We start from the raw sequence: 19,721 nt of genomic DNA, 5'->3' as shown, positions 1-19,721 counted from the left end.
GGACTTATAATTGCTCTGATTGTGGGTTGTCAATAGATAGAGATTTAAACGCCAGTATAAATTTAAGAAATGCGGTCGGCTCGACCGTGAATGCCTGTGCATGAATGCCTGTGGATGAGTAACCGCCGACGGCCTCACAAGAAGCAGGAAGTAAACATCAAGTAGTCACGTTATGTGACGCTTTGTATCAGTTTTATAGAGCAGCAAAAACTATGAACAATAATTTAATAGAAATATCTCCAGAAATATTATCAGGTACACCAGTCTTTAAAAATACTCGCGTTCCTATTAAAACCTTTATTGATTATTTAAGTGCAGGAGAAACTATAGCAGATTTTCTTGATGATTTTCCTACGGTGACTCAAGAACAAGCAGTTTCTCTATTAAAATTAGCTCAAGAGACATTATTGAAACAAACTTATGAAAATATTGCTCGATGAATGCTTACCTAAAAAGCTCAAAAGAGAAATTATAAATCATCAAGTAATAACAGTTCCATAACAAGGTTGGGCAGGAATAAAAAATGGAGAATTGTTAAAATTAGCATCATCAAGTTTTGATGCTTTTATCAAAATAGATCAAAGTTTAACTTCACAACAAAATCTTCAGAAAATTGATTTAATAATAATCGTTTTAATTGCTAAAGATAACCGTCTGGCAACGTTGAAATCTTTAATGATTGAAGTAAATAAAGCTTTAGAAAGTCTGAACAAGGGTAATGTTATTTATATTCAATAACATAGATAGGAAGAGGTTAGTAGTTGAGCGATAGCTTCGCTGTGCCGGAGGCAATCGCGCAGCATTAGAATATCTCTAACTCCAATTCTGCAAATTTTTCATTTCCTCCTGTACTCTCAGACCAATTTCTATTGCATCGTTAACAAACTCGGCGTAAGTTTGAGCTTTTTCTTCAAACCTTACAGCTCTTAAAAATGTCAAATCTATGGAAAATTCCTCTGGCTTAAAATCGGGGTTTTCTCTGAGTATTTTTTCTGTTTTTATTGCCCTCTCTAAATCTGATTTAATGTTTCTAAATGCTTTAATTACTTGATCTCTATCCTTAACTTCCACCGGATTACCGACTGCCTTTAGTTGGTCTATAACCTGAACATTTTTGATAAACTGCTCTACAATTTTGTTGTAATTATAGACTTCATCTATCAATGTTCCTAATGGGGTTGGTTGTAAAGAATCAGCCCATTGTTTCCACTTTCTTTTGGCAGATTTAGTAGTAAATAAAGAACCTATGCAACGAGTTAAAGGTAATACCTTATGAGACACAATACTCGCAACTAGACATCCAACAATGGGAATAATATATATAGCAGATACTACAAGACCCCAATCAAGGGATGTTAGGGCTACAAAAAAAACCAAAAATGAGAGGACACTCACCGTACACGCAAGAAAGATTAAACCATAACGAAACTGTATTTTCTTGCATTTTTTTTGGTACAAGTTCTCTCTTGCTTTTGCACCTCGGACTAAAGATGGCCGAATAACCTCTTCTGAAACAGAATAACTATCAATTATAAATGACCCATATGCCAAATTCATTAGTTCTTCAGAGTTATATATGTACTGAATACCTGTTAATTCTTCTAAGTCCCTGTGATTTATGATTAAATCGTTCAAATCAGATGCCATAACTTTTTTCCTAATTAATTTACAAATATAAAAGAATCAAAATAATTATTTTTCCACAGAAACGTTCCACTGAACATCCCTACAACCTTTATTATTACCAAATTACATATCAATATTGCCAGAATTTGTTAAGACTCACAAGCAAAAGCATATCAAATCCAACAAATTCGTGCAATTATTATCAAATATCATCTAGAAAATTAAGCCAATGCAACACTACCAAATAATCCTCTACTGGAGTCAAGAAACAAGAGCATTTATAGCAGAAGTTCCAGAATTACCAGGTTGTATTGCTGATGGAGAAACCTATCAATAAGCACTGCAATTCAGGTAGAAATAATTATACAAGAATGGTATTAAACTGCTCAAGAATTAGGACGATAAATTCCGACACCAAAAATACAGTCAATATTGACATAGATAAAACAGGCTATCGCTACTTTATTTTTTGGTGCAGAATGTGGATTAATAAATAGCCTTCTTCCTTCTTATTTCACAAAAATATCTGACATTAACTGTTGCCAAATATCCGAATTTGTTAAATCATAAGCATCAAATTCATAACCATATTGTTGATAAAGACTATTAAAACTATCAATCCAATGATAAATAGTTTCTGTCATAGATAAAGGAGTATATTTTACAGCTTGTCGTAGATATTTACTCATTTCAACTAAATCCTCATTTCGATGTGCCTGCCATGCTAACCAACTCAAAGTATAATAACGAGATTTTCCCTCTAATTTACGAATAGATGTTGATAAATTTGGTCTGTTAAAAAAGTTATCTAAAACAGACATCATACTGACAGCTTGATGAGTAGATTTTCTAGTAGCATTCCGATGATGTTGACGATAACAATAAGTAACTTTTGCCAACCAAACTGCCTCACAACCATTTACAGATAAACGCAATACTAAATCTATATCTTCTCCATGATGCCAACGAGTATCAAAACCTCCTGCACTTTTTATCCAACTTTTACGAAACATCATAGAGATAGTTACAGGTTTCCAAACTACCCAAGTTTCTAAATCTAATTCTAGGGAACCATGCCATAATTCTATATCAGAAATTTTATCCCCTTTTTCATTAACTAAACGCCAACCACTATGCACGATACCAAGAGAAGGACGAGTATCAAAAAGAGCTACTTGTTTTGCTAGTTTATCTGGTAGAAAAAAGTCATCAGCATCTAGAAAAGCAATAAATTCTCCCCCTGCCATTTCTAAACCTAAATTTCGGGCGTGGGATACTCCTTTATTTTCTTGATAAATATAGCGAATTTTATCTAAATAAGGTTCTAAAACTTCGCGGGTATTATCTGTAGAACCATCATCAATTACGATTATTTCATAAGAGGTATAAGTCTGATTAAAAACGCTGGCGATCGCTTCTAATATATAGTGGGCATTATTATAAGTGGCAATAATTACGCTGACTCTCGGTACTACGGGATTAAAAATATTACTAATTAATTTTTTCCACTCTGGTAATTGACTAAAATTATAGGCATTAAATTGATTTCCTTCTTGACGAGCAAGTTTGCTAAATAATTCTATCCAAGTATAAATTGCTTCTGTAGTAGAAGCGGAAGTATAAGTTAAAGATTTCTGCAAATAAGCAGCCATTTCGGAAAAGTTACCTGCCTGATATAAGCGCCAAGAATTCCAAAGTAAGGAGCGATATTTTACTTGATTTTCTATTTGACGTATTGAGGCAGGTAAATTAGGTTTTCTAAAAAAATCATCTAATAATTTTTCCAATTCTTGAGTGATTTTTTGTCGATTTTCTAATCCAGAAACACTACTATTACGCTGTCGATAACAGACAGAAACTCTCGGTAACCAAGTAGCTTTTTTCCCGGATAAACCTAAGCGCAAAACTATTTCTAAATCCTCAATACCAAAATATCTTTGGTCAAACCCACCATTAAGCTTTAACCACTCACTTCTAAACATCATTGCACTGGGCAAAGTTGCTTGCCAGATTAACCAATTTTCTAAGTCTAATTCTGCACCATTTTCCCAAGGTTTTACATCTTTAATAGTATGACCTTTTTCATCAACAAATCTCCAACCACTTTGCACCATAGTTAAAGTAGAATCTTCTGCAAAACATCCTACTTGTTCGGCTAATTTTTCGGGTAGAAAAAAGTCATCGGCATCCAGAAAGGCAATATATTCTCCCTGAGCTATTTCTATGCCATGATTCCGCGCTTTTGATGGTCCTTGATTTTCTTGATATACATATTTAATTTGATTGAGGTAGGGTTCCAAAACTTGATAAGTATTATCGGTAGAACCATCATCAACAACAATAATTTCATAAATAGTATAAGTTTGAGCCAGGATACTTTTAATAGCTGTAAGAATATAATTGGCATTATTGTAGGTAGGAATTACAATGCTAACCAGTGGTAAACCATTAGGAATTACTTGAGTTATTAATTTTTGCCATTCTGGTAATTGATGGAAAAATACAGAATTAAAATCATAGTTTTCTAGAGCAGCATAATATTGAAAATAATAGAGCCAATTACAGATAGTTTTAAGAACGGAAAAAGAGGAAAATTTTAAAGATTTATATAAATAATCAGCCATTTCAGCAAAGTAGCTAGACTTATATAAACACCAACAATTCCAAATTAGGGAACCGTAGCGTAACTCCTTTTCTAGTTGTTGAATTTTTGGAGGAAGATTGGGGTTAGAAAAAAGTTCATCTAAAATTTTTTCTTCTACTGCTGTTTGAGCAAGTAAATTGCGCGTCATATTACTGCTATGTTGACGATAACATACAGCTACTTTAGGAAACCAAGCGGCTTGGCAACCTGCTAAAGCTAATCGAATGACAATATCAAAATCTTCTAATCTGCGTAATTTTTCATTAAACCCACCTACTTTTTCTAACCATTCTTTGCGAAACATCATCCCACTAGGATTAGTAGTTTTCCATTTTAACCAACTTACTAAATCTAATTCTGGAGATTTATACCAAGGTTCAATATCTTGAATTTTTTCTCCTTTTTCATTTACAACTCGCCACCCACTTTGTACTAAACCAATATTTGATTGAGCATCAAAAATAGCAACTTGTTCTGTCAGTTTATAAGAGAGAAATAGATCGTCAGCATCAAGGAGAGCAATTAATTCTCCTTTTGCCAATTTAATGCCACGGTTACGAGTTGCAGATAATCCTTTATTCTCTTGATAAAAATAGCGAATTTTTGTCATGTATGGTTGTAATACTTGACGGATATTATCTGTGGAACCGTCGTCTATAACAATAATTTCATAGTTAGTATAGGTTTGTTTAAATACACTTTCTATTGCTTGGGCGATGTAAAGTTCGCAATTATATACTGGGATAATTATACTTACTTTTGGAGTTAGAAAAGCTTGGGACATGATAGTTATATATTTTTAATTTAGCTACTTTTGTTTTGCTATTTCCTAGAAAATGAAAAAGCAAAGATATTTTTCACTTTTAGGGATTTAGTGATTAAAATCCTATTTATAGTAAATCCGGTTACTAAAGATATTTGATACTAAATAAGCTTACACCCTATCCCTATTATCAGCAAATTGAAACACAAGAACAACGAACTTAAATTGTCCACTAAAGGTCATTTCAGTTATCAGTTATCAGTTATCAGTACTTCCGACTAAAGCTGGAAGCTTGAAATACTGAACTAAATATTTTTTCATCTCCTTAAAAGGGGAGGCTTTAGAGCAATTTAAAAAAAGAATGTTATGAATAATAAGCACCATAAAAATACTTTTATATAAAGTAAATTTCACGAAAAAGGTAATTTTAAACATCAAAAATAGCATTAAATCTATCCATTCTGCATTCTGAATTATAAATTATAAATTAGAATAAATACCCTAACTATTTGTAGCAAACATTTATTAATTTGGTATTAGACCTCATTTTTTTGTCATAAAGCTGATAGCTGACCGCTGACCGCTGTTTGAGCAGCATTCCGCAGGAAATGCTTAGAAATTAGGAAATATTTTTCACAAAATAGGTGAAATAGACAAAGCAAAAGAATGGTATTTCAAAGGAATAAATCAACAGCCACACTGGGCAGAAGTTCATGCAAATTTGGGCAGCTTATATACCTAAAAACAACAGTGACAATTAGCAATAAAATCTTACCAAATAATTAATAATTAATAATTAATAATTAAATAATTCTGGTTTAAAACTGACCCTTTTAAGGAAAAAAAAAGAAATAATATTTCCTTATATTCAATTCCGTAACGGTTTTAACCAGAGGTAATTATCCATTATCCATTATAAATTATCAATTAATGAACAAGGAACCATCAGTATAAAACCAAATTTACTAGGTTTTTCTCGGCACTTAGGAAAATCTGGCAACAAATAGGAAAAATAGAATTAGTTAGAGATTGTCACAAATAAGGATTAAGTTTAGAAGCTGAATATCCTCAAGCCTCAGAATATTTGAAACAGGGAAAAAGTTTGCTAGAAAATTGGGAAATAAATCAGCGATAACTCATTTCCATCAAGCCATAAAATTCAACCCATCTTTGGCAAATACCTATCAAAAATTAGGGGATGCTTTAGTTGAAAAAAAGACTCACCTAATAATTAATAATTAAATAATTCGCGCCTTGAAGCCTCCCCTTTTAAGGGGAAAAAAGAAATAATATTTCCTTATATTCAATTCCGTAACGGTTTTAACCAGAGGTAATTATCCATTATCCATTAATGAAATCAAGCAATAGAAAAGAAACCAGACTTGTTTATAGCTCATCGTAAACTAGGAAAAGTATTTCAAGAAATAGGAGAGTTAGATACAGCTATTTATTATAGAATTTAAGCTTGCTATAGAAATCAATCCAAATTATCCTTTGCCTTACAAAAAACTAGGTTAAATTCTAGAAGAAAAAAAAATTAGACGCTTTTACTACATAAATGAAAATGTAGCTTTTTTGTCAGCAAAGTGGGGAGAAAAAAATTATTTTCACTGGATGTTTGATGTAGTGGCACGGATAGATTTATTACGCCGAACAGATATTAAGATAGATAAGTTTATTTTTAGTAGTTGCGAAAAAAAAATTCAGAAAGAAAGTTTAGAAGCATTGGGAATTTCCCAAGATAAAATAATCGAAAGTAGATTATATCCTCACATAAAAGCCAAACAATTAATAGTGCCTTCATGTTCGGCTAAACAAAGAGGAATATGGGTGAATAAATGGAGTTGTGAGTTTCTCAGAAATTTATTTTTGAAACCTCAAAATATTAATGAAGTATCTCATCGGCCAAAACGTATATATCTTAGTAGAAAGCTAGCATCATGGCGTAGAGTTCTTAATGAGGAGGAAGTTGTGAATTTGTTAGAGAAATTTGGCTTTGTTAGTCTAACCTTAGAATCAATGTCAATAGCAGAACAAGCATCATATATGGCTGCTGCTAAAGTTGTTATTGCACCTCATGGAGCTGGATTAACAAACATCGTATTTTGTAGTCCAGGAACTAAAGTAATTGAAATTTTTTCTCCCAAGTATGTTAATTCTTTATATTGGCGGATTAGTAATTTTTGTAGTCTTTCACATTATTATTTATTAGGGGATTTTTGTGATAATGATAATTTAGAAAAACAGTTATGGGCACCAGATATAATTGTCAATTTAAAACAGCTATTAAAAATCATGGAATTAGCAAAAGTAATTTAGTATTGCAGGGAACAGGGAACAGGGAACAGGGAACAGGGAACAGGGAACAGTAGAAAAAGCATTTCTCTGACTCAAGTTCATCATCAGCAGTCCTAACTAACTTGTTCTTTGCTATAGGACCAAAAAATTAGGTTTCAAGTCTCCCCTTTAAAGAGGATAAACAAAAATAAAATTCAGTATTTTCTTGCTTCCCTATTGGAGGAGGTACTGTTAACTGATAACTGATAACTGATAACTGATAACTGAAATGACTCAGCTCAAAATGAACAAACAAATAAATCTAACAAATTTATCTCAAAAAGCAGAATTATATTTAACTCAAGGAAAATTAGAAGAGGCAATATTAGCTTGTAACCAAGCATTAGAAATAATGCCAGATTTTCTACCTATCTATAAAACATTGGGAAATATTTTCCACAAAATGGGTGAAATAGACAAAGCAAAAGAATGGTATCTCAAAGCAATAAATCAACAGCCAGAATGGGCAGAAGTTCATGCAAATTTGGGCAGCTTATATGCCCAAAAACAACAATGGCAATTAGCAATAAAATCTTACCAAGAAGCCATCGGAATCAAACCAAATGTACCAGGTTTTTATCGGAACTTAGGAAAAATCTGGCAACAAATAGGAAAAATAGAATTAGCAAGAGTTTGTCAGGAAAAAGCATTAAATTTAGAAGCTGAATATCCTCAAGCATCAGAATATTTAAAACAGGGGAAAAGTTTGCTAGAAAATGGGGAAATAGAATCAGCGATCGCTTCTTTCCAGCAAGCTATAAAATTCAATCCATCTTTGGCAAATGGTTATCAAAAATTAGGCGATGCTGTTGCTAAACAAGGAAAGTTAACTGAAGCAATAAATTATTATCAAAAAGCAGTTGAACTGAAACCAGAACTGTACTTAGTTCGGCATAAACTAGGGAAATTTTTTCAAGAAATAGGAGATATAGATGCTGCAATTAATAACTTTCACCTAACTACGGAAATTAATCCAAATTTTCCTTGGTCTTATAATAATTTAGGGGATATTATACAAAAAAAAGGAGAATTAAATGCAGCAGAAAAATATTATCAAAAGGCGATAGAACTTAAATATGATGCCTGGAACATCTACCGCAAATTAACCAATATTCTAGAACAACAAGGAAAATTAAAAACCGCCATCAACTTATGTCAACAGATAGTAAAAATAAATCCAAATTTAACTTGGTCTTATTCTAAATTAGCAGATAATCTACAAAAATTAAGTCAGGATACTCAAGCTATCAATTGTTATCGGAAGTTAATAGAAATAGAACCAAAACAAATAAAATGGTACCGCAAGTTAGGAGAAATATTAGCAAAACTTCAAGAGTGGGATGAAGCAATTATTACTTACCGTAGTGCCATAGAGCTAGAGCCAGATAATAATTTATTTCACAGAAAATTGGGAGATGTTTTACAACAAAAAGGTTTATTAAATGAAGCCATCGCTTCTTACCAAAAAGCAATCGAAATTAATCCAAACTTTTCTTGGTTAAACTATAGCTGCGGTACAGCACTAGAAAAAACTAAACGATGGGATGAAGCAATAATAGCTTATAATCGTGCCATTCAATTAGAAACAAATAATAATTTATTTCACAGAAAATTGGGAGATGTTTTACAACAAAAAGGTTTATTAGATGAAGCCATCGCTTCCTACCAAAAAGCAATCGAAATTAATCCCAAATCTTGTTGGCATTATGGAGCATTAGGAAATGCCTATATTCAACAGCAGAATTGGTCTGAAGCCATACCATGTTTAATCAAAGCTTTGAAAATAAGACCAAATTATTATGATGTTCATAAAAAAATAGGATATATCCTCAAAAAACAAGGTCGCCAAGCAGCAGGTAAATTGTGGATAACTCAAGAAAAATTACCAGAAGATTGGCTAAAAAAGTTTTTCAATTTAACAGGAGATTGGGAAGTTAATTCAGACTCGACAAAAACAGATATTACTCGGATAAATATCTATTCAAATACTGAAGTAAATCTATTGCCAACTCAAACAATAGATGAAAATGTACATCACCGTTTCCGAGCTACAAAAGTGAACTCAGGTACAGCATTTGTTGCTATAGTTCCAGAAGGAAGAGGTTGTGTTGATTTAGGCACAAGTGCAGTTATTACTTCAGACAATAAGTTAGTCGGAGATATTTCCACAGGTTGTGCAGAGACAATTTTATCCTCCGTCGAATTACCTGCCATTCATTATATAAATGGTACGGTAGCATTTTTATCTGCAAAATGGGGAGGAAATATATATTATCATTGGATGTTTGATGTAGTTGTCAGAATGGATTTATTACGCCGAAGTGGCTGGATATCGAAGATAGATAAATTTGTATTTAGCAAGTGCGATAAAAAATTTCATAAAGAAACACTAGAAGCACTAGAAATTCCTCAAGAAAAAATTATTGAAAGTAGATTTATCCCTCATATAAAAGCGAACAAATTAATAGTACCATCATTCACAAATAAACAAGGTAGCATCAGAGTTTCTAAATGGGGTTGTGAATTTATCAGGAATCTATTTTTAAAGTCGGAGAATATCAGGAAATTATCAGAGTCGCCAGAACGAATATTTATTAGTAGAAAATTAGCCTCATGGCGCAGAATTTTGAATGAGGATGAAGTAGTCAGTTTATTGGAAAAGTTTGGTTTTACTAGCTTAACTCTAGAATCATTTTCTGTAGTAGAGCAAGCTGCATTGATGGCAAAAGTTAAAGTCATTGTAGCACCTCATGGTGCTGGGCTAACAAACTTAGTTTTTTGTAGTTTAGGAACTAAAGTAATTGAAATCTTTTCTCCCAAATATATTAATGCTATATATTGGAAGATTAGTAGTTTCTGCCATCTTTCACATTACTATTTAATAGGTGAAAAGTTTGAGGATGACAACTCAGGTAAACCATCATGGACACCAGATATTATTGTGGATATAAAGAAGCTACGAAAAATTCTGAAATTAGCAGAAGTTGAGTTAACTTAGATGGGTGCATCTAAATTTTTAATAAAGCCGCTTTTAGGCAACAGGCAACAGGCAATAGGGAATAGGAAATAGGGAATAGGGAATATATAGGAAAAAAGTATTTTTGCAAATATGAGATGCACCCACTTAGATAATATTAACAGTCACAAAGTTGCCGGGATTAACGAAGTCAGAAGTCAAAAGTTATTTTTGTAACGGGGATTTGAGCAACTATCCAAAAATATTTTGCCTTAAAAGGCGGGGTTTTAGACCCATATTATTTTGATAAATTATCTTCTTAAGATTAGACAGTAGGGAGCCAGAAAATTATCAATAAGATATCTTTATTTTATGCCCATAATCGTTAAAAAAAATTACTGATGAGTTAACTGATGGAAAAATTGACCAAAATTAAATTTGAGATTAAGGTAAAGATAATTGACTAGCAGTTAAATATCAATACTTTCCTACATTAAAGAAAAATTGAAATACATCCTCAATTTTTTCCCCTATTCTCTATTCCCTGATTTTGAGTAGATAGAATATTGTATTACTTGGAAGTCTCTAAATCAAAATGAATCATCAAATATTTGTATTAGATTTACATCAAGAATCAGAATCTTACTTCACTCTCGGAAAATTAGATGAAGCAAAAATTATCTGTCAAAAAATAATAGAGATACAAGAGGACTTTGCTCCTGTCTACAATACTCTAGGAAAAGTTTTACAAGCAATGGGTAAATTAGAATTGGCAAAAGAAAATTATCAACAAGCGATCGCTATAAATTCAAACCTAGTAGAATCTCATATTAATTTAGGTAATTTATTTACTCAAAAACAACAATGGCAAGCTGCAATTGAGAGTTATGATCGAGCAATTCAGTTAAACCCAAACCAAGGAAAAATTCATCATAAATTAGGAGAAGCATTACTAGAATTAAAAAAGTGGGATAACGCTGTTAATGCATATCGTAAAGCTATAGAAAAAGAGCCAAACTTTCCGTGGTCTTACAATAAACTAGGCGATGCTTTGATGGAACTAAAAAATTGGCAGGAAGCTATTAATGCCTATCGTAATTTTATTAAACTCAAGCCAGATTTTCCCTGGGTTTATAATAAATTGGGAAAAGCTTTGATGGAATTGAAAAATTGGCAGGAAGCTGTCATTGCTTATCGTCACTTCATCGAACTTAAACCAGATTTATATTTGTCTTACAAAAATCTAGGGGATGCCTTAATAGAACTGGAAAATTGGTCGGAAGCTTTAGCAGCTTATCGTCAAGCAGTGAATATTAATCCTGATTCCTATCAGTTATATATTAAGTTAGGAGACAAATTAATCAAACTAGAAAAGTGGTCAGAAGCTGTAGAAATATATCAAAATGCTATTGCAATTCATCCCAATAATTACTGGTATCATAATAATTTAGGAAAAGCTCTATTTAAACTTTATAGATATGAAGAAGCTATAGCAGCTTATCAACGAGCAATTGAAATTGACCCTAACTTATATTTTACTTACCAAAATTTAGGGATAGTTTTAGTAAAGTTAAAAAAATGGAATCAAGCTATAGTTGCCTACAGTCAGGCCATTAAAATCAAACCAGATTTTTATTGGTCTCATCACAACTTAGGAGAAATTTTTATGGGATTAAAGCAATGGGATAAAGCTATAGAAACTTACCGCTATGCAATTGAAAATGACCCTAATTATCCTTGGTATTATCAACATTTAGGAACTGCACTAAGAAAACAAGGGAAAATAGAATCAGCGATCGCTTGTTACCGAAAAGCAATAGAAATAAAATCAGACTGGCATCAGTTTTATCATTTATTAGGACATGCTTTACTGGAAGCAGGTCAGTCAGAGGAGGCGATCGCTTGTTATCTAAACGCAATTAAACTACAGCCAGATGCTATTGAAGTTTATGAAAAATTAAGAGGTATTTATATTTATAAAATAGCTCAAATCACACCTACTCAATTAGAACAATTAATTCAATGTTATCAAACAGTAATTCAACGACAACCAAACTTTCCAGAAGCATATATAAATTTGGCAGACATTCTTACAGAAAAGGGCGAACTTGATACAGCAATTAATTATTATCAAAAAGCTACCTATAACAAACTTTTAATATCTCATCCAGAATTTGTAAAAAATCATTGGAATTCTCAACAACCTGGCCAACCAAGCTTTATCATTATTGGCACACCTAAAGGGGGAACATCATCGCTTTACAATTATCTATGCCACCATCCCAATGTAATTCCTGCTCTACAAAAAGAAATCAATTTTTTTACTAAGAAACTTCACAAAGGAATAGATTGGTATTTGGCACATTTTCCCCAACTACCTCAGCAGGGAAAATTTATAACTGGAGAAGCTAGTCCTAACTATATATATTCTGATGAAGTAGGAAAAAAGTTATTGGATAACTTTCCCAAAATTAAGATAATTGCTATTTTAAGAAACCCAGTAGATCGAACAATCTCTCACTTTTATATGGCTAAAAAATTGGGAAAAGAGTCAAAGGAATTTACAGAATTTGTACCCCAAGAAATGAAAATTCTTACAGAACTAAACGACAACCCTCAAAATTATCAAAGACTAATCAACAAAATGTCAGTCTATTTCAGGGGAAGCTTATACATACATTTTCTGAAAAAATGGATAAATATTTTCCCTAGAGAACAGCTTTTAATATTGAAAAGTGAGGATATGTATGAAAATCCTGCAGCGACAACCAAGCAAGTTTTTAATTTTTTAGGTCTACCAAATTATCAACTATTAGAATATAAAAAGTATTTCCCTGGTTCTTATCCTCCAATTGATGGTAGCTTACGTCGTCAACTTTCTGAATTATTTCAGCCCTATAATCAAAAGCTTGAAGCATATTTAAGTATGAAGTTTAACTGGGAATAATTTGTTGTAACTCCTTCTAATAGCAATTTCATAAAATATTGCTACAGTCATGGCACAGGGAATAGGGAATAGGGAATAGGGAATAGGGAAAGAAAAACAGAAATATTAAAGAGGAAAAAAGGTTGAATTGTTAGAATTTATGGAATTTATATTTTTTTATTGTAGGAAGAAATCATCAACTAATACCAATTATAAAAAAGAATGCTACAAAAAGGTAGAGTTTGCTCGAATATGCTTAAAAATAGCTATTCTAGTTCATTTTAGATAGTTATTTATATTGTTTTTCCCTTTTTTTCAATATTTATCCCTTCTTCCTTCTTTCCTCTTCCTTCTTTCTTACTTCTACCATTTGTAACAAACATTTATCACGCTTGGTATAAGATGTAACTACCTTTTTTAAATTTGGTATAAAATCAGTTATTTACATCTTTATTCTCTAAGGTTTTAGCATTTTTTGGTTTAAAAAAATGCCAGCTTTTTGGCTCAAAAAGCTCAAAAAGCTAGTATAGAAATCCTATTTTATTCGTGTCAAAAATCTTACTGCTTTTTAGGGAACACCGGATCTGGGAACACCGGATCTGGGAACAGGTAAGAGTTTCAGTTTTTTTATTTACTTTTTGATTACCCGCAACCTATTTAGGATTGCTATATTTTGGAACGATTATGGTTGAAAAATCAAGGGACAATTTTTACGACTACCTCCTCTATAATACCAATTTGAAAAAAGAATGTTACGAATAGTAAGAGCGATAAAAAGACTTTATAGAAAATGTCCTTTTGACTAAAAAGGTAGTTTAAACCCTAAAAAATGGCATTAAAGACATTCCCATACGACTCCTGACTCCTGACTCCTAAGAAATACCCTAGATATTTGTAGCAACTATTTATCAATTTGGTATAATACCATTTCTCAAAAAGAATGCTATGTATGATTGGTGTGGGAAGTATGGGAAGTGTGGGGAGGGGTTAAAAGTAGGAAAAATCTATACTAACCGACTAATAATTGTCAAAAGAAGACTTTGAATCTTGGTAAATATTTGACTGTTGAAGTATGACTGAAGCATAGATATTGCTTTTGGGAATTGGTATAATACCATTTTGAAAAAAGAATGTTACAAATAAACTGGCTATTCAAAAATTAATAATTAATAATTAATAATTAATAACTACCTCTGGAAAGAAAACGGATAGGATTGACAAAGGATGAAAATTTTTTCTTGTTTCTCCTTGCTCATAAGAGGATTTTTACCAATAATCCACCTAAAACCTAGCACCTACCACCTAAAACCTAACACCTAAAACCTAAAACCTACCACCTAAAACCTAAAACCTAACACCTAGAAAATTATTTGTAGCAAACATTTATCAAATTGGTATTAGATATGTCTTTAAACAAAAATATTCAAGCTGTAGCATTCCAACAACAACAGCAAGCAGAAAATTACTTATCTCAGGGAAAATTCGAAGCAGCTTATGCAATTTGTCAAAGAATTTTAACAGAATCACCTAACTTTTTCCCAGCTCATAATACCCAAGGAAAAGTATTACAGGCAATGGGTAAATTAGAATTAGCAAAAGAAAATTATCAACAAGCGATCGCTATAAATTTAAACCTATTAGAAGCTCATATTAATTTAGGTAATTTATTTCTCCAACAACAACAATGGCAAGCTGCAATTGATAGTTACGATCAAGCAATTCAGTTAAACCCAAATCAAGCAGGAATTTATCACAAATTAGGAGAGGCATTCTTGCAATTAAAAAAATGGGATGAAGCTGTCATTACATATCAAAAAGCCATCGAACTAAATCCAAATTTTCCCTGGTCTTACCATAAATTAGGAGAAGCATTCCTGGAATTAAAAAAGTGGGATGAAGCTATTATTGCCTATCAAAAAGCCATCGAACTAAATCCAAATTTTCCCTGGTCTTACCATAAATTAGGGGAAGCTTTAATAGAACTAAAACAGTGGGAAAAAGTAGTTGTTACTTACCGTTGCTTCATCACACTTAAACCAGATTTTTATTTAGCTTACAAAAATTTAGGTAATGCTTTAATGCAGCTTGAAAAGTGGTCAGCAGCAGTAGAAATTTACCAAATATTAATAGAAATACGACCCAATTTTTACTGGAATCAATATTCTCTAGGATGCTGCCTCTTGAAAATTTATAGGTATGAAGAAGCCATAGCAGCTTATGAACGTGCAATTAAAATAGAACCAGACTTATATTTTGCTTATCATAATTTAGGAAATACTTTTTTTGAGTTAAAAATGTGGAATGAAGCCATAGTTAACTTCTATCGTGCTATTGAAATTAACCCTGAATCTAATTGGTCTTATCGTAAATTAGGAGAAGCTTTAACAAAGTTAGAAAAATGGTCTGACGCAGTATCAATATATAAACAAGCTATTACTCATAAACCCACACCCGAACTTTACAAAAAATTAGGAGATGTTTTACAACAATTAGGTCAGCAAGAAGAGGCAATATCCCATTATCAAAAAGCTTTAGAAATTAGTTCAGGCTCTTTTTGGGATTACGAAAAATTAGTAAATATTTACTTACAACAAAAAAAGTGGTCTGAGGCACAAAAATATATGCAAAAAGCCTTACAAATCAAACCAAAATATAACTATTTTGGGATAAAACAGGTAAAGATAAAAGAAAAAGCGATCGCTTTAACTTATGATGATGGACCGAATCCTCCTTATACTAATCAAATTCTCAAGATATTAGATTTTTACCAAGCTCGGGCTACATTTTTTACTCTGGGCAAAAAGATTCAAAAGTATCAAAAACTAGCAAAATTGATACTAGCTAAAGGAAATGAATTAGGTAATCATTCATTTTCTCATCCAGATTTATCTCAGGAAGATCCAGAATTAATTAGAATAGAAATTAGTAAGACTGATGAGCTTTTATATCAGTTAGGTATAACTGGTAAAATCAAATTTAGACCTCCTTTTGGTCTGGGTAATTTATATCTAATGGATTTGCTATCAGAGATGCAAAAACAATTGATTTTGTGGGATATTGACTCAAAGGATTATGTGAAAGAAAAAGACTCAGAAACAATTGCTAATCATGTTATAGAAAATGTCAAACCAGGTTTCATTGTATTGATGCACGATATTAGTGTTAAAACAGTAGAAGCGACAGAAATTATTCTGCAAAAATTGACCGCTCAGGGTTATACTTTTAAAACTATTTCAGAAATTATTAATTAGAAGAGGTGCATCTCTATTTTGAATAAAGCCAAAAATTTATCGCTTTTAGGCAATAGCTCCGAAAGGCAACAGGGAATATATAGGAAAAAAGTATTTTTATAAATATGAAATGCACCCATTATTAGAAGTATAGCAATTCCCAAAAAGCGTGAGGTACAAAATTCCTTTGCTGCGCTGGAGTAGGGGTTAACGAAGTAAGAAGTCAGAAGTCAGAAGTTATTTTTGTAACGGGAATTTTGAGCAACTCTCCTATACTTAAACAGTCAAATATTTAACAAGATTAAAAGTTTGTTTTTGACAATTATTAGTTGGTTAGTACAGATTTTTCCTACTTTTACTCTCCCCACAGCTCCCAAACTTCCCACACTTCCCCTCCTGGGAGGGGTTAGGGGTGGGTCCTCACCCAATCAGACATAGCATTCTTTACCTCCTAGCTCATTCTCATTTCTCCTGTTTCCTGTCTTCTACCCCAGCAAAAATACTTTCCATACGCAAACCCTAATTCAATCAAAAAACAGTGAACCAAAAAATATCAGTAGTAGATTTAAACCAAAAAGCAGAATCCTACTTAGCTCAAGGAAAATTAAATCAGGCCGATAAAATCTGTAATGAAGCCCTCAAAAAACTAGAAGATTTAGCCTTAGTTTGTAACACAAAAGGCAGAATAGTCGAAGCAATGGACAACCAGGAGTTAGCTCAAGAATATTATCAAAAAGCCATTGTAATTAATCCCAATTTTAGTCAAGCTCATTTAAATTTAGGCAATCTATATTCTCAAAAAAAACAGTGGAATTTAGCAATAGTAAGTTACCGCAACGCTATAAAATTTCATCCAGATTTTCCCTGGTCTTACCAAAAATTAGGTACGGCATTGATGCAGCTCAAACAGTGGGATGAAGCTACTAATGCTTTCCGTAAAGTCGTAGAATTAAAACCAGATTTTCCTTGGTCTTATCACAAACTTGCAGAAGCTTTGATGCAACTCAAACAGTGGAATGAAGCTGTACATAGTTATCATAAATTCATAGAATTAAAACCAGATTTTCCTTGGTCATATCACAAACTTGCAGAAGCATTGATGCAACTCAAACAGTGGAATGAAGCCGTACATACTTATCAACGTGCCATTGAAAATAATCCTAACTCTAGCGATTTATATAACAATTTAGGTAATGCTTTACTAGAACTAAAACAATGGGATAAAGCTGTAATTGCTTACGAAAATGCGATTAAACTCAACCACAAAGTATCAAATTATCATCAAAATTTAGGGAAAGCTTTAACTAAATTAAAAAGATGGGATGAGGCTATTGTTGCCTATCAAAAATCTATAGATATTAACCCTGATAATTATTGGTACTATCATAATTTATGGGAAGTATTACTCAAAATAAAAAAATGGGATGAAGTGGCGATAGTTTATAAAAGTGCCCTGGAAATAAATGCTAATGCTTACTGGTATTATTATCAGTTAGGTTATGTAATGCACAAACAAGGATTCATAGATGAAGCGATTACTTATTATCAAAAAGCCAGAGATTTTAAATCAGATTTACCTTGGGTTAATAAAGATTTAGGAGATGCTCTTTTAGAAAAAGGGAATTCAGAGGAAGCGATCGCTTATTATATTAAAGCTATTGAATTGCAACCTGATTTTTTCCTTGCTTATAATAAACTCAGATCTATTCACAGTTATCAGCTAGTTAAATTAAATCAAAAGCAATTAGATAATTTGATTAACTGTTACCAAGAAGCTATGAAGATTAAGCCAGAATTTGATGGGCATTATTTGAATTTAGCTAATATTCTGACCAAACAAGGTAAAGCTCAAGAAGCTAGCAGTTATTATCAAAAAGTTTTATCTATAAAAATCTCCAAAACTCATCCAGAATTTATCAGTAAATATGGTAATTTTACAGAATTAGGAAAACCAAATTTTATCATTATTGGCACAATTAAAGGGGGTACTTCATCTCTTTATTTTTATCTGACTAAACATCCATCAATTTTACCCGCCGTAGAAAAAGAGATGCACTTTTTTGATGCTAACTTTCACAAGGGAATTGATTGGTATTTATCTCAGTTTCCGGCAATTCCAGAACAACAAAATTTTGTTACAGGAGAAGCAACTCCTAACTATATGTATTCTGTAGAAGCAGCAAATAAACTATTTAGTTATTTTCCCAAAATTAAGTTAATCGCTATATTAAGAAATCCTATAGAGCGAGCTGTTTCTCACTACTATATGGATAAACGACTAGGACAAGAACAAAGAAGTTTTGCAGAAGTAATTGCTGCCGAAACAAAAATATTACAAAAAATGATTAATCAATCTCAAGGCAATGCTAATCTTTTGCAAGGAAAAAAAACGAGGTATCTAGGTTTAGGTTTATATCTATCTTTTATTCAAGAATGGATGAATATATTTCCTAGAGAACAACTTTTAATATTGAAAAGCGAGGATATGTATGAAAATCCTGAAGCAACAACCAAACAAGTTTTTGATTTTCTAGGTTTACCAAATTATCAACTCTTAGAATATAAAAATTATTATCCTGGTTCTTATCCTCCAATAAATGCTAGTCTGCGTCATCAACTTTCTGAATTCTTTCAACCTCATAACCAAAAATTAGAAGAGTATCTTGGCATAAAATTTAACTGGAATTAAAGAAGGGAGTAGGCTTTAAACAATTAATAATTAATAATTAATAATTAATAATTAGGGTTTGCTGATTAATTATCAAAGCATTGACAGATAAATGCTTTAGCCTTCTGAGATTCCAAAAAAGTGCGCTTGTTTTGGTCTAAAACGTTCAAAAAGTTAGCATTTTGGGCAAATCAAGAACAGAAAAATTGAGGGACAATTCTTACTTATACCTTCTCTAAATTCCCCATTTCTCCTGACTCCTGACTCCTACCCCTAGCACTCATACCAATTTGATAAATGTTTGTTACAAATGGTAGAAGAAAGAAAGAAGGAAGAGAAAAAAAGGAAAAAGGGATAAATATTGAAAAAAAGGGAAAAACAATATAAACAACTATCTAAAATTAACTGGAATAGCTATTTTTAATAATCTTCGAGTAAGGTCTACCTTTTTGTAGTATTCTTTTTTCAAATTGGTATCATACTTTATTCAGCAAATCCTAATTAATTATTACTGAAAAAATTTGCTCTAAAGCCTCCCCTTTTAAGGGGATAAAAAAGAGGATATTCTATA

At 32.0% G+C, this 19,721-nt stretch carries 12 protein-coding genes; 10 read left to right on the top strand and 2 right to left on the bottom strand.

What is annotated here, in order from left to right; genetic code table 11:
* The 3 genes from F6K54_RS42740 to F6K54_RS08400 form a co-directional block, all read left to right on the top strand.
* On the top strand, positions 1-104 hold a 104-nt coding region (locus F6K54_RS42740; RefSeq protein ID WP_366558079.1), incomplete at its 5' end, for a zinc ribbon domain-containing protein.
* A 108-nt stretch (positions 105-212) separates the two neighbouring features.
* Positions 213-440 (top strand): DUF433 domain-containing protein, encoded by a 228-nt coding sequence (locus F6K54_RS08405; protein ID WP_293076435.1) that lies wholly within the window; start codon positions 213-215, stop codon positions 438-440.
* A gap of 91 nt (positions 441-531) precedes the next feature.
* Complete coding sequence (locus F6K54_RS08400; protein ID WP_293076434.1) at positions 532-738, top strand: hypothetical protein; 207 nt, start codon at positions 532-534, stop codon at positions 736-738.
* A gap of 75 nt (positions 739-813) precedes the next feature.
* On the opposite strand, the gene F6K54_RS08395 is transcribed toward F6K54_RS08400, so the two are convergent.
* The gene (locus tag F6K54_RS08395) at positions 814-1,647 is read right to left on the bottom strand and encodes a DMT family transporter (protein WP_293076432.1); all 834 of its coding nucleotides are present in this window, start codon (positions 1,645-1,647) and stop codon (positions 814-816) included.
* Positions 1,648-1,855: 208 nt separating this feature from the next.
* Here F6K54_RS08395 and F6K54_RS08390 point away from each other — a divergent pair, with 208 nt between their 5' ends.
* On the top strand, positions 1,856-1,963 hold the full coding sequence (locus F6K54_RS08390) for a type II toxin-antitoxin system HicB family antitoxin (protein ID WP_293076430.1): 108 nt from the start codon (positions 1,856-1,858) through the stop codon (positions 1,961-1,963).
* A gap of 172 nt (positions 1,964-2,135) precedes the next feature.
* Here the strand turns inward: F6K54_RS08390 and F6K54_RS08385 are convergent, their stop codons facing one another.
* Positions 2,136-5,054, bottom strand: a complete 2,919-nt coding sequence (locus F6K54_RS08385) for a glycosyltransferase family 2 protein (RefSeq protein WP_293076427.1) — start codon at positions 5,052-5,054, stop codon at positions 2,136-2,138.
* A gap of 607 nt (positions 5,055-5,661) precedes the next feature.
* Between F6K54_RS08385 and F6K54_RS42735 the strand changes: the two genes are divergently transcribed.
* The 6 genes from F6K54_RS42735 (at position 5,662) to F6K54_RS08360 (ending at position 19,171) form a co-directional block, all read left to right on the top strand.
* The gene (locus F6K54_RS42735) at positions 5,662-5,775 is read left to right on the top strand and encodes a hypothetical protein (RefSeq protein ID WP_366558078.1); all 114 of its coding nucleotides are present in this window, start codon (positions 5,662-5,664) and stop codon (positions 5,773-5,775) included.
* A gap of 833 nt (positions 5,776-6,608) precedes the next feature.
* Complete coding sequence (locus F6K54_RS08380; RefSeq protein ID WP_293076425.1) at positions 6,609-7,352, top strand: DUF563 domain-containing protein; 744 nt, start codon at positions 6,609-6,611, stop codon at positions 7,350-7,352.
* Positions 7,353-7,599: 247 nt separating this feature from the next.
* Entirely contained in the window at positions 7,600-10,368 is a 2,769-nt protein-coding gene (locus F6K54_RS08375) for a tetratricopeptide repeat protein (protein ID WP_293076423.1), read from the top strand.
* A 553-nt stretch (positions 10,369-10,921) separates the two neighbouring features.
* The gene (locus F6K54_RS08370; RefSeq protein WP_293076421.1) at positions 10,922-13,273 is read left to right on the top strand and encodes a tetratricopeptide repeat protein; all 2,352 of its coding nucleotides are present in this window, start codon (positions 10,922-10,924) and stop codon (positions 13,271-13,273) included.
* A 1,382-nt stretch (positions 13,274-14,655) separates the two neighbouring features.
* Positions 14,656-16,503: a tetratricopeptide repeat protein gene (locus F6K54_RS08365; protein ID WP_293076420.1), complete on the top strand. Its 1,848-nt coding sequence runs from the start codon at positions 14,656-14,658 to the stop codon at positions 16,501-16,503.
* Positions 16,504-17,020: 517 nt separating this feature from the next.
* The gene (locus F6K54_RS08360) at positions 17,021-19,171 is read left to right on the top strand and encodes a tetratricopeptide repeat-containing sulfotransferase family protein (RefSeq protein ID WP_293076418.1); all 2,151 of its coding nucleotides are present in this window, start codon (positions 17,021-17,023) and stop codon (positions 19,169-19,171) included.
* Positions 19,172-19,721: the final 550 nt, after the last annotated feature.

It is taken from the genome of Okeania sp. SIO3B5, from assembly GCF_010692555.1.
Lineage (GTDB): Bacteria > Cyanobacteriota > Cyanobacteriia > Cyanobacteriales > Microcoleaceae > Okeania.
This window is presented reverse-complemented; position numbering and strand designations above follow the sequence as displayed.

What these genes read in the sequence shown, in the direction of transcription:
- F6K54_RS08390 (WP_293076430.1), top strand. Translation starts at nt 1,856, where the DNA reads ATGCAACACTACCAAATAATCCTCTACTGGAGTCAAGAAACAAGAGCA.
- F6K54_RS08375 (WP_293076423.1), top strand. Translation starts at nt 7,600, where the DNA reads ATGACTCAGCTCAAAATGAACAAACAAATAAATCTAACAAATTTATCT.
- F6K54_RS08370 (WP_293076421.1), top strand. Translation starts at nt 10,922, where the DNA reads ATGAATCATCAAATATTTGTATTAGATTTACATCAAGAATCAGAATCT.
- F6K54_RS08395 (WP_293076432.1), bottom strand. Translation starts at nt 1,647, where the DNA reads ATGGCATCTGATTTGAACGATTTAATCATAAATCACAGGGACTTAGAA.
- F6K54_RS08365 (WP_293076420.1), top strand. Translation starts at nt 14,656, where the DNA reads ATGTCTTTAAACAAAAATATTCAAGCTGTAGCATTCCAACAACAACAG.
- F6K54_RS08405 (WP_293076435.1), top strand. Translation starts at nt 213, where the DNA reads ATGAACAATAATTTAATAGAAATATCTCCAGAAATATTATCAGGTACA.
- F6K54_RS08385 (WP_293076427.1), bottom strand. Translation starts at nt 5,054, where the DNA reads ATGTCCCAAGCTTTTCTAACTCCAAAAGTAAGTATAATTATCCCAGTA.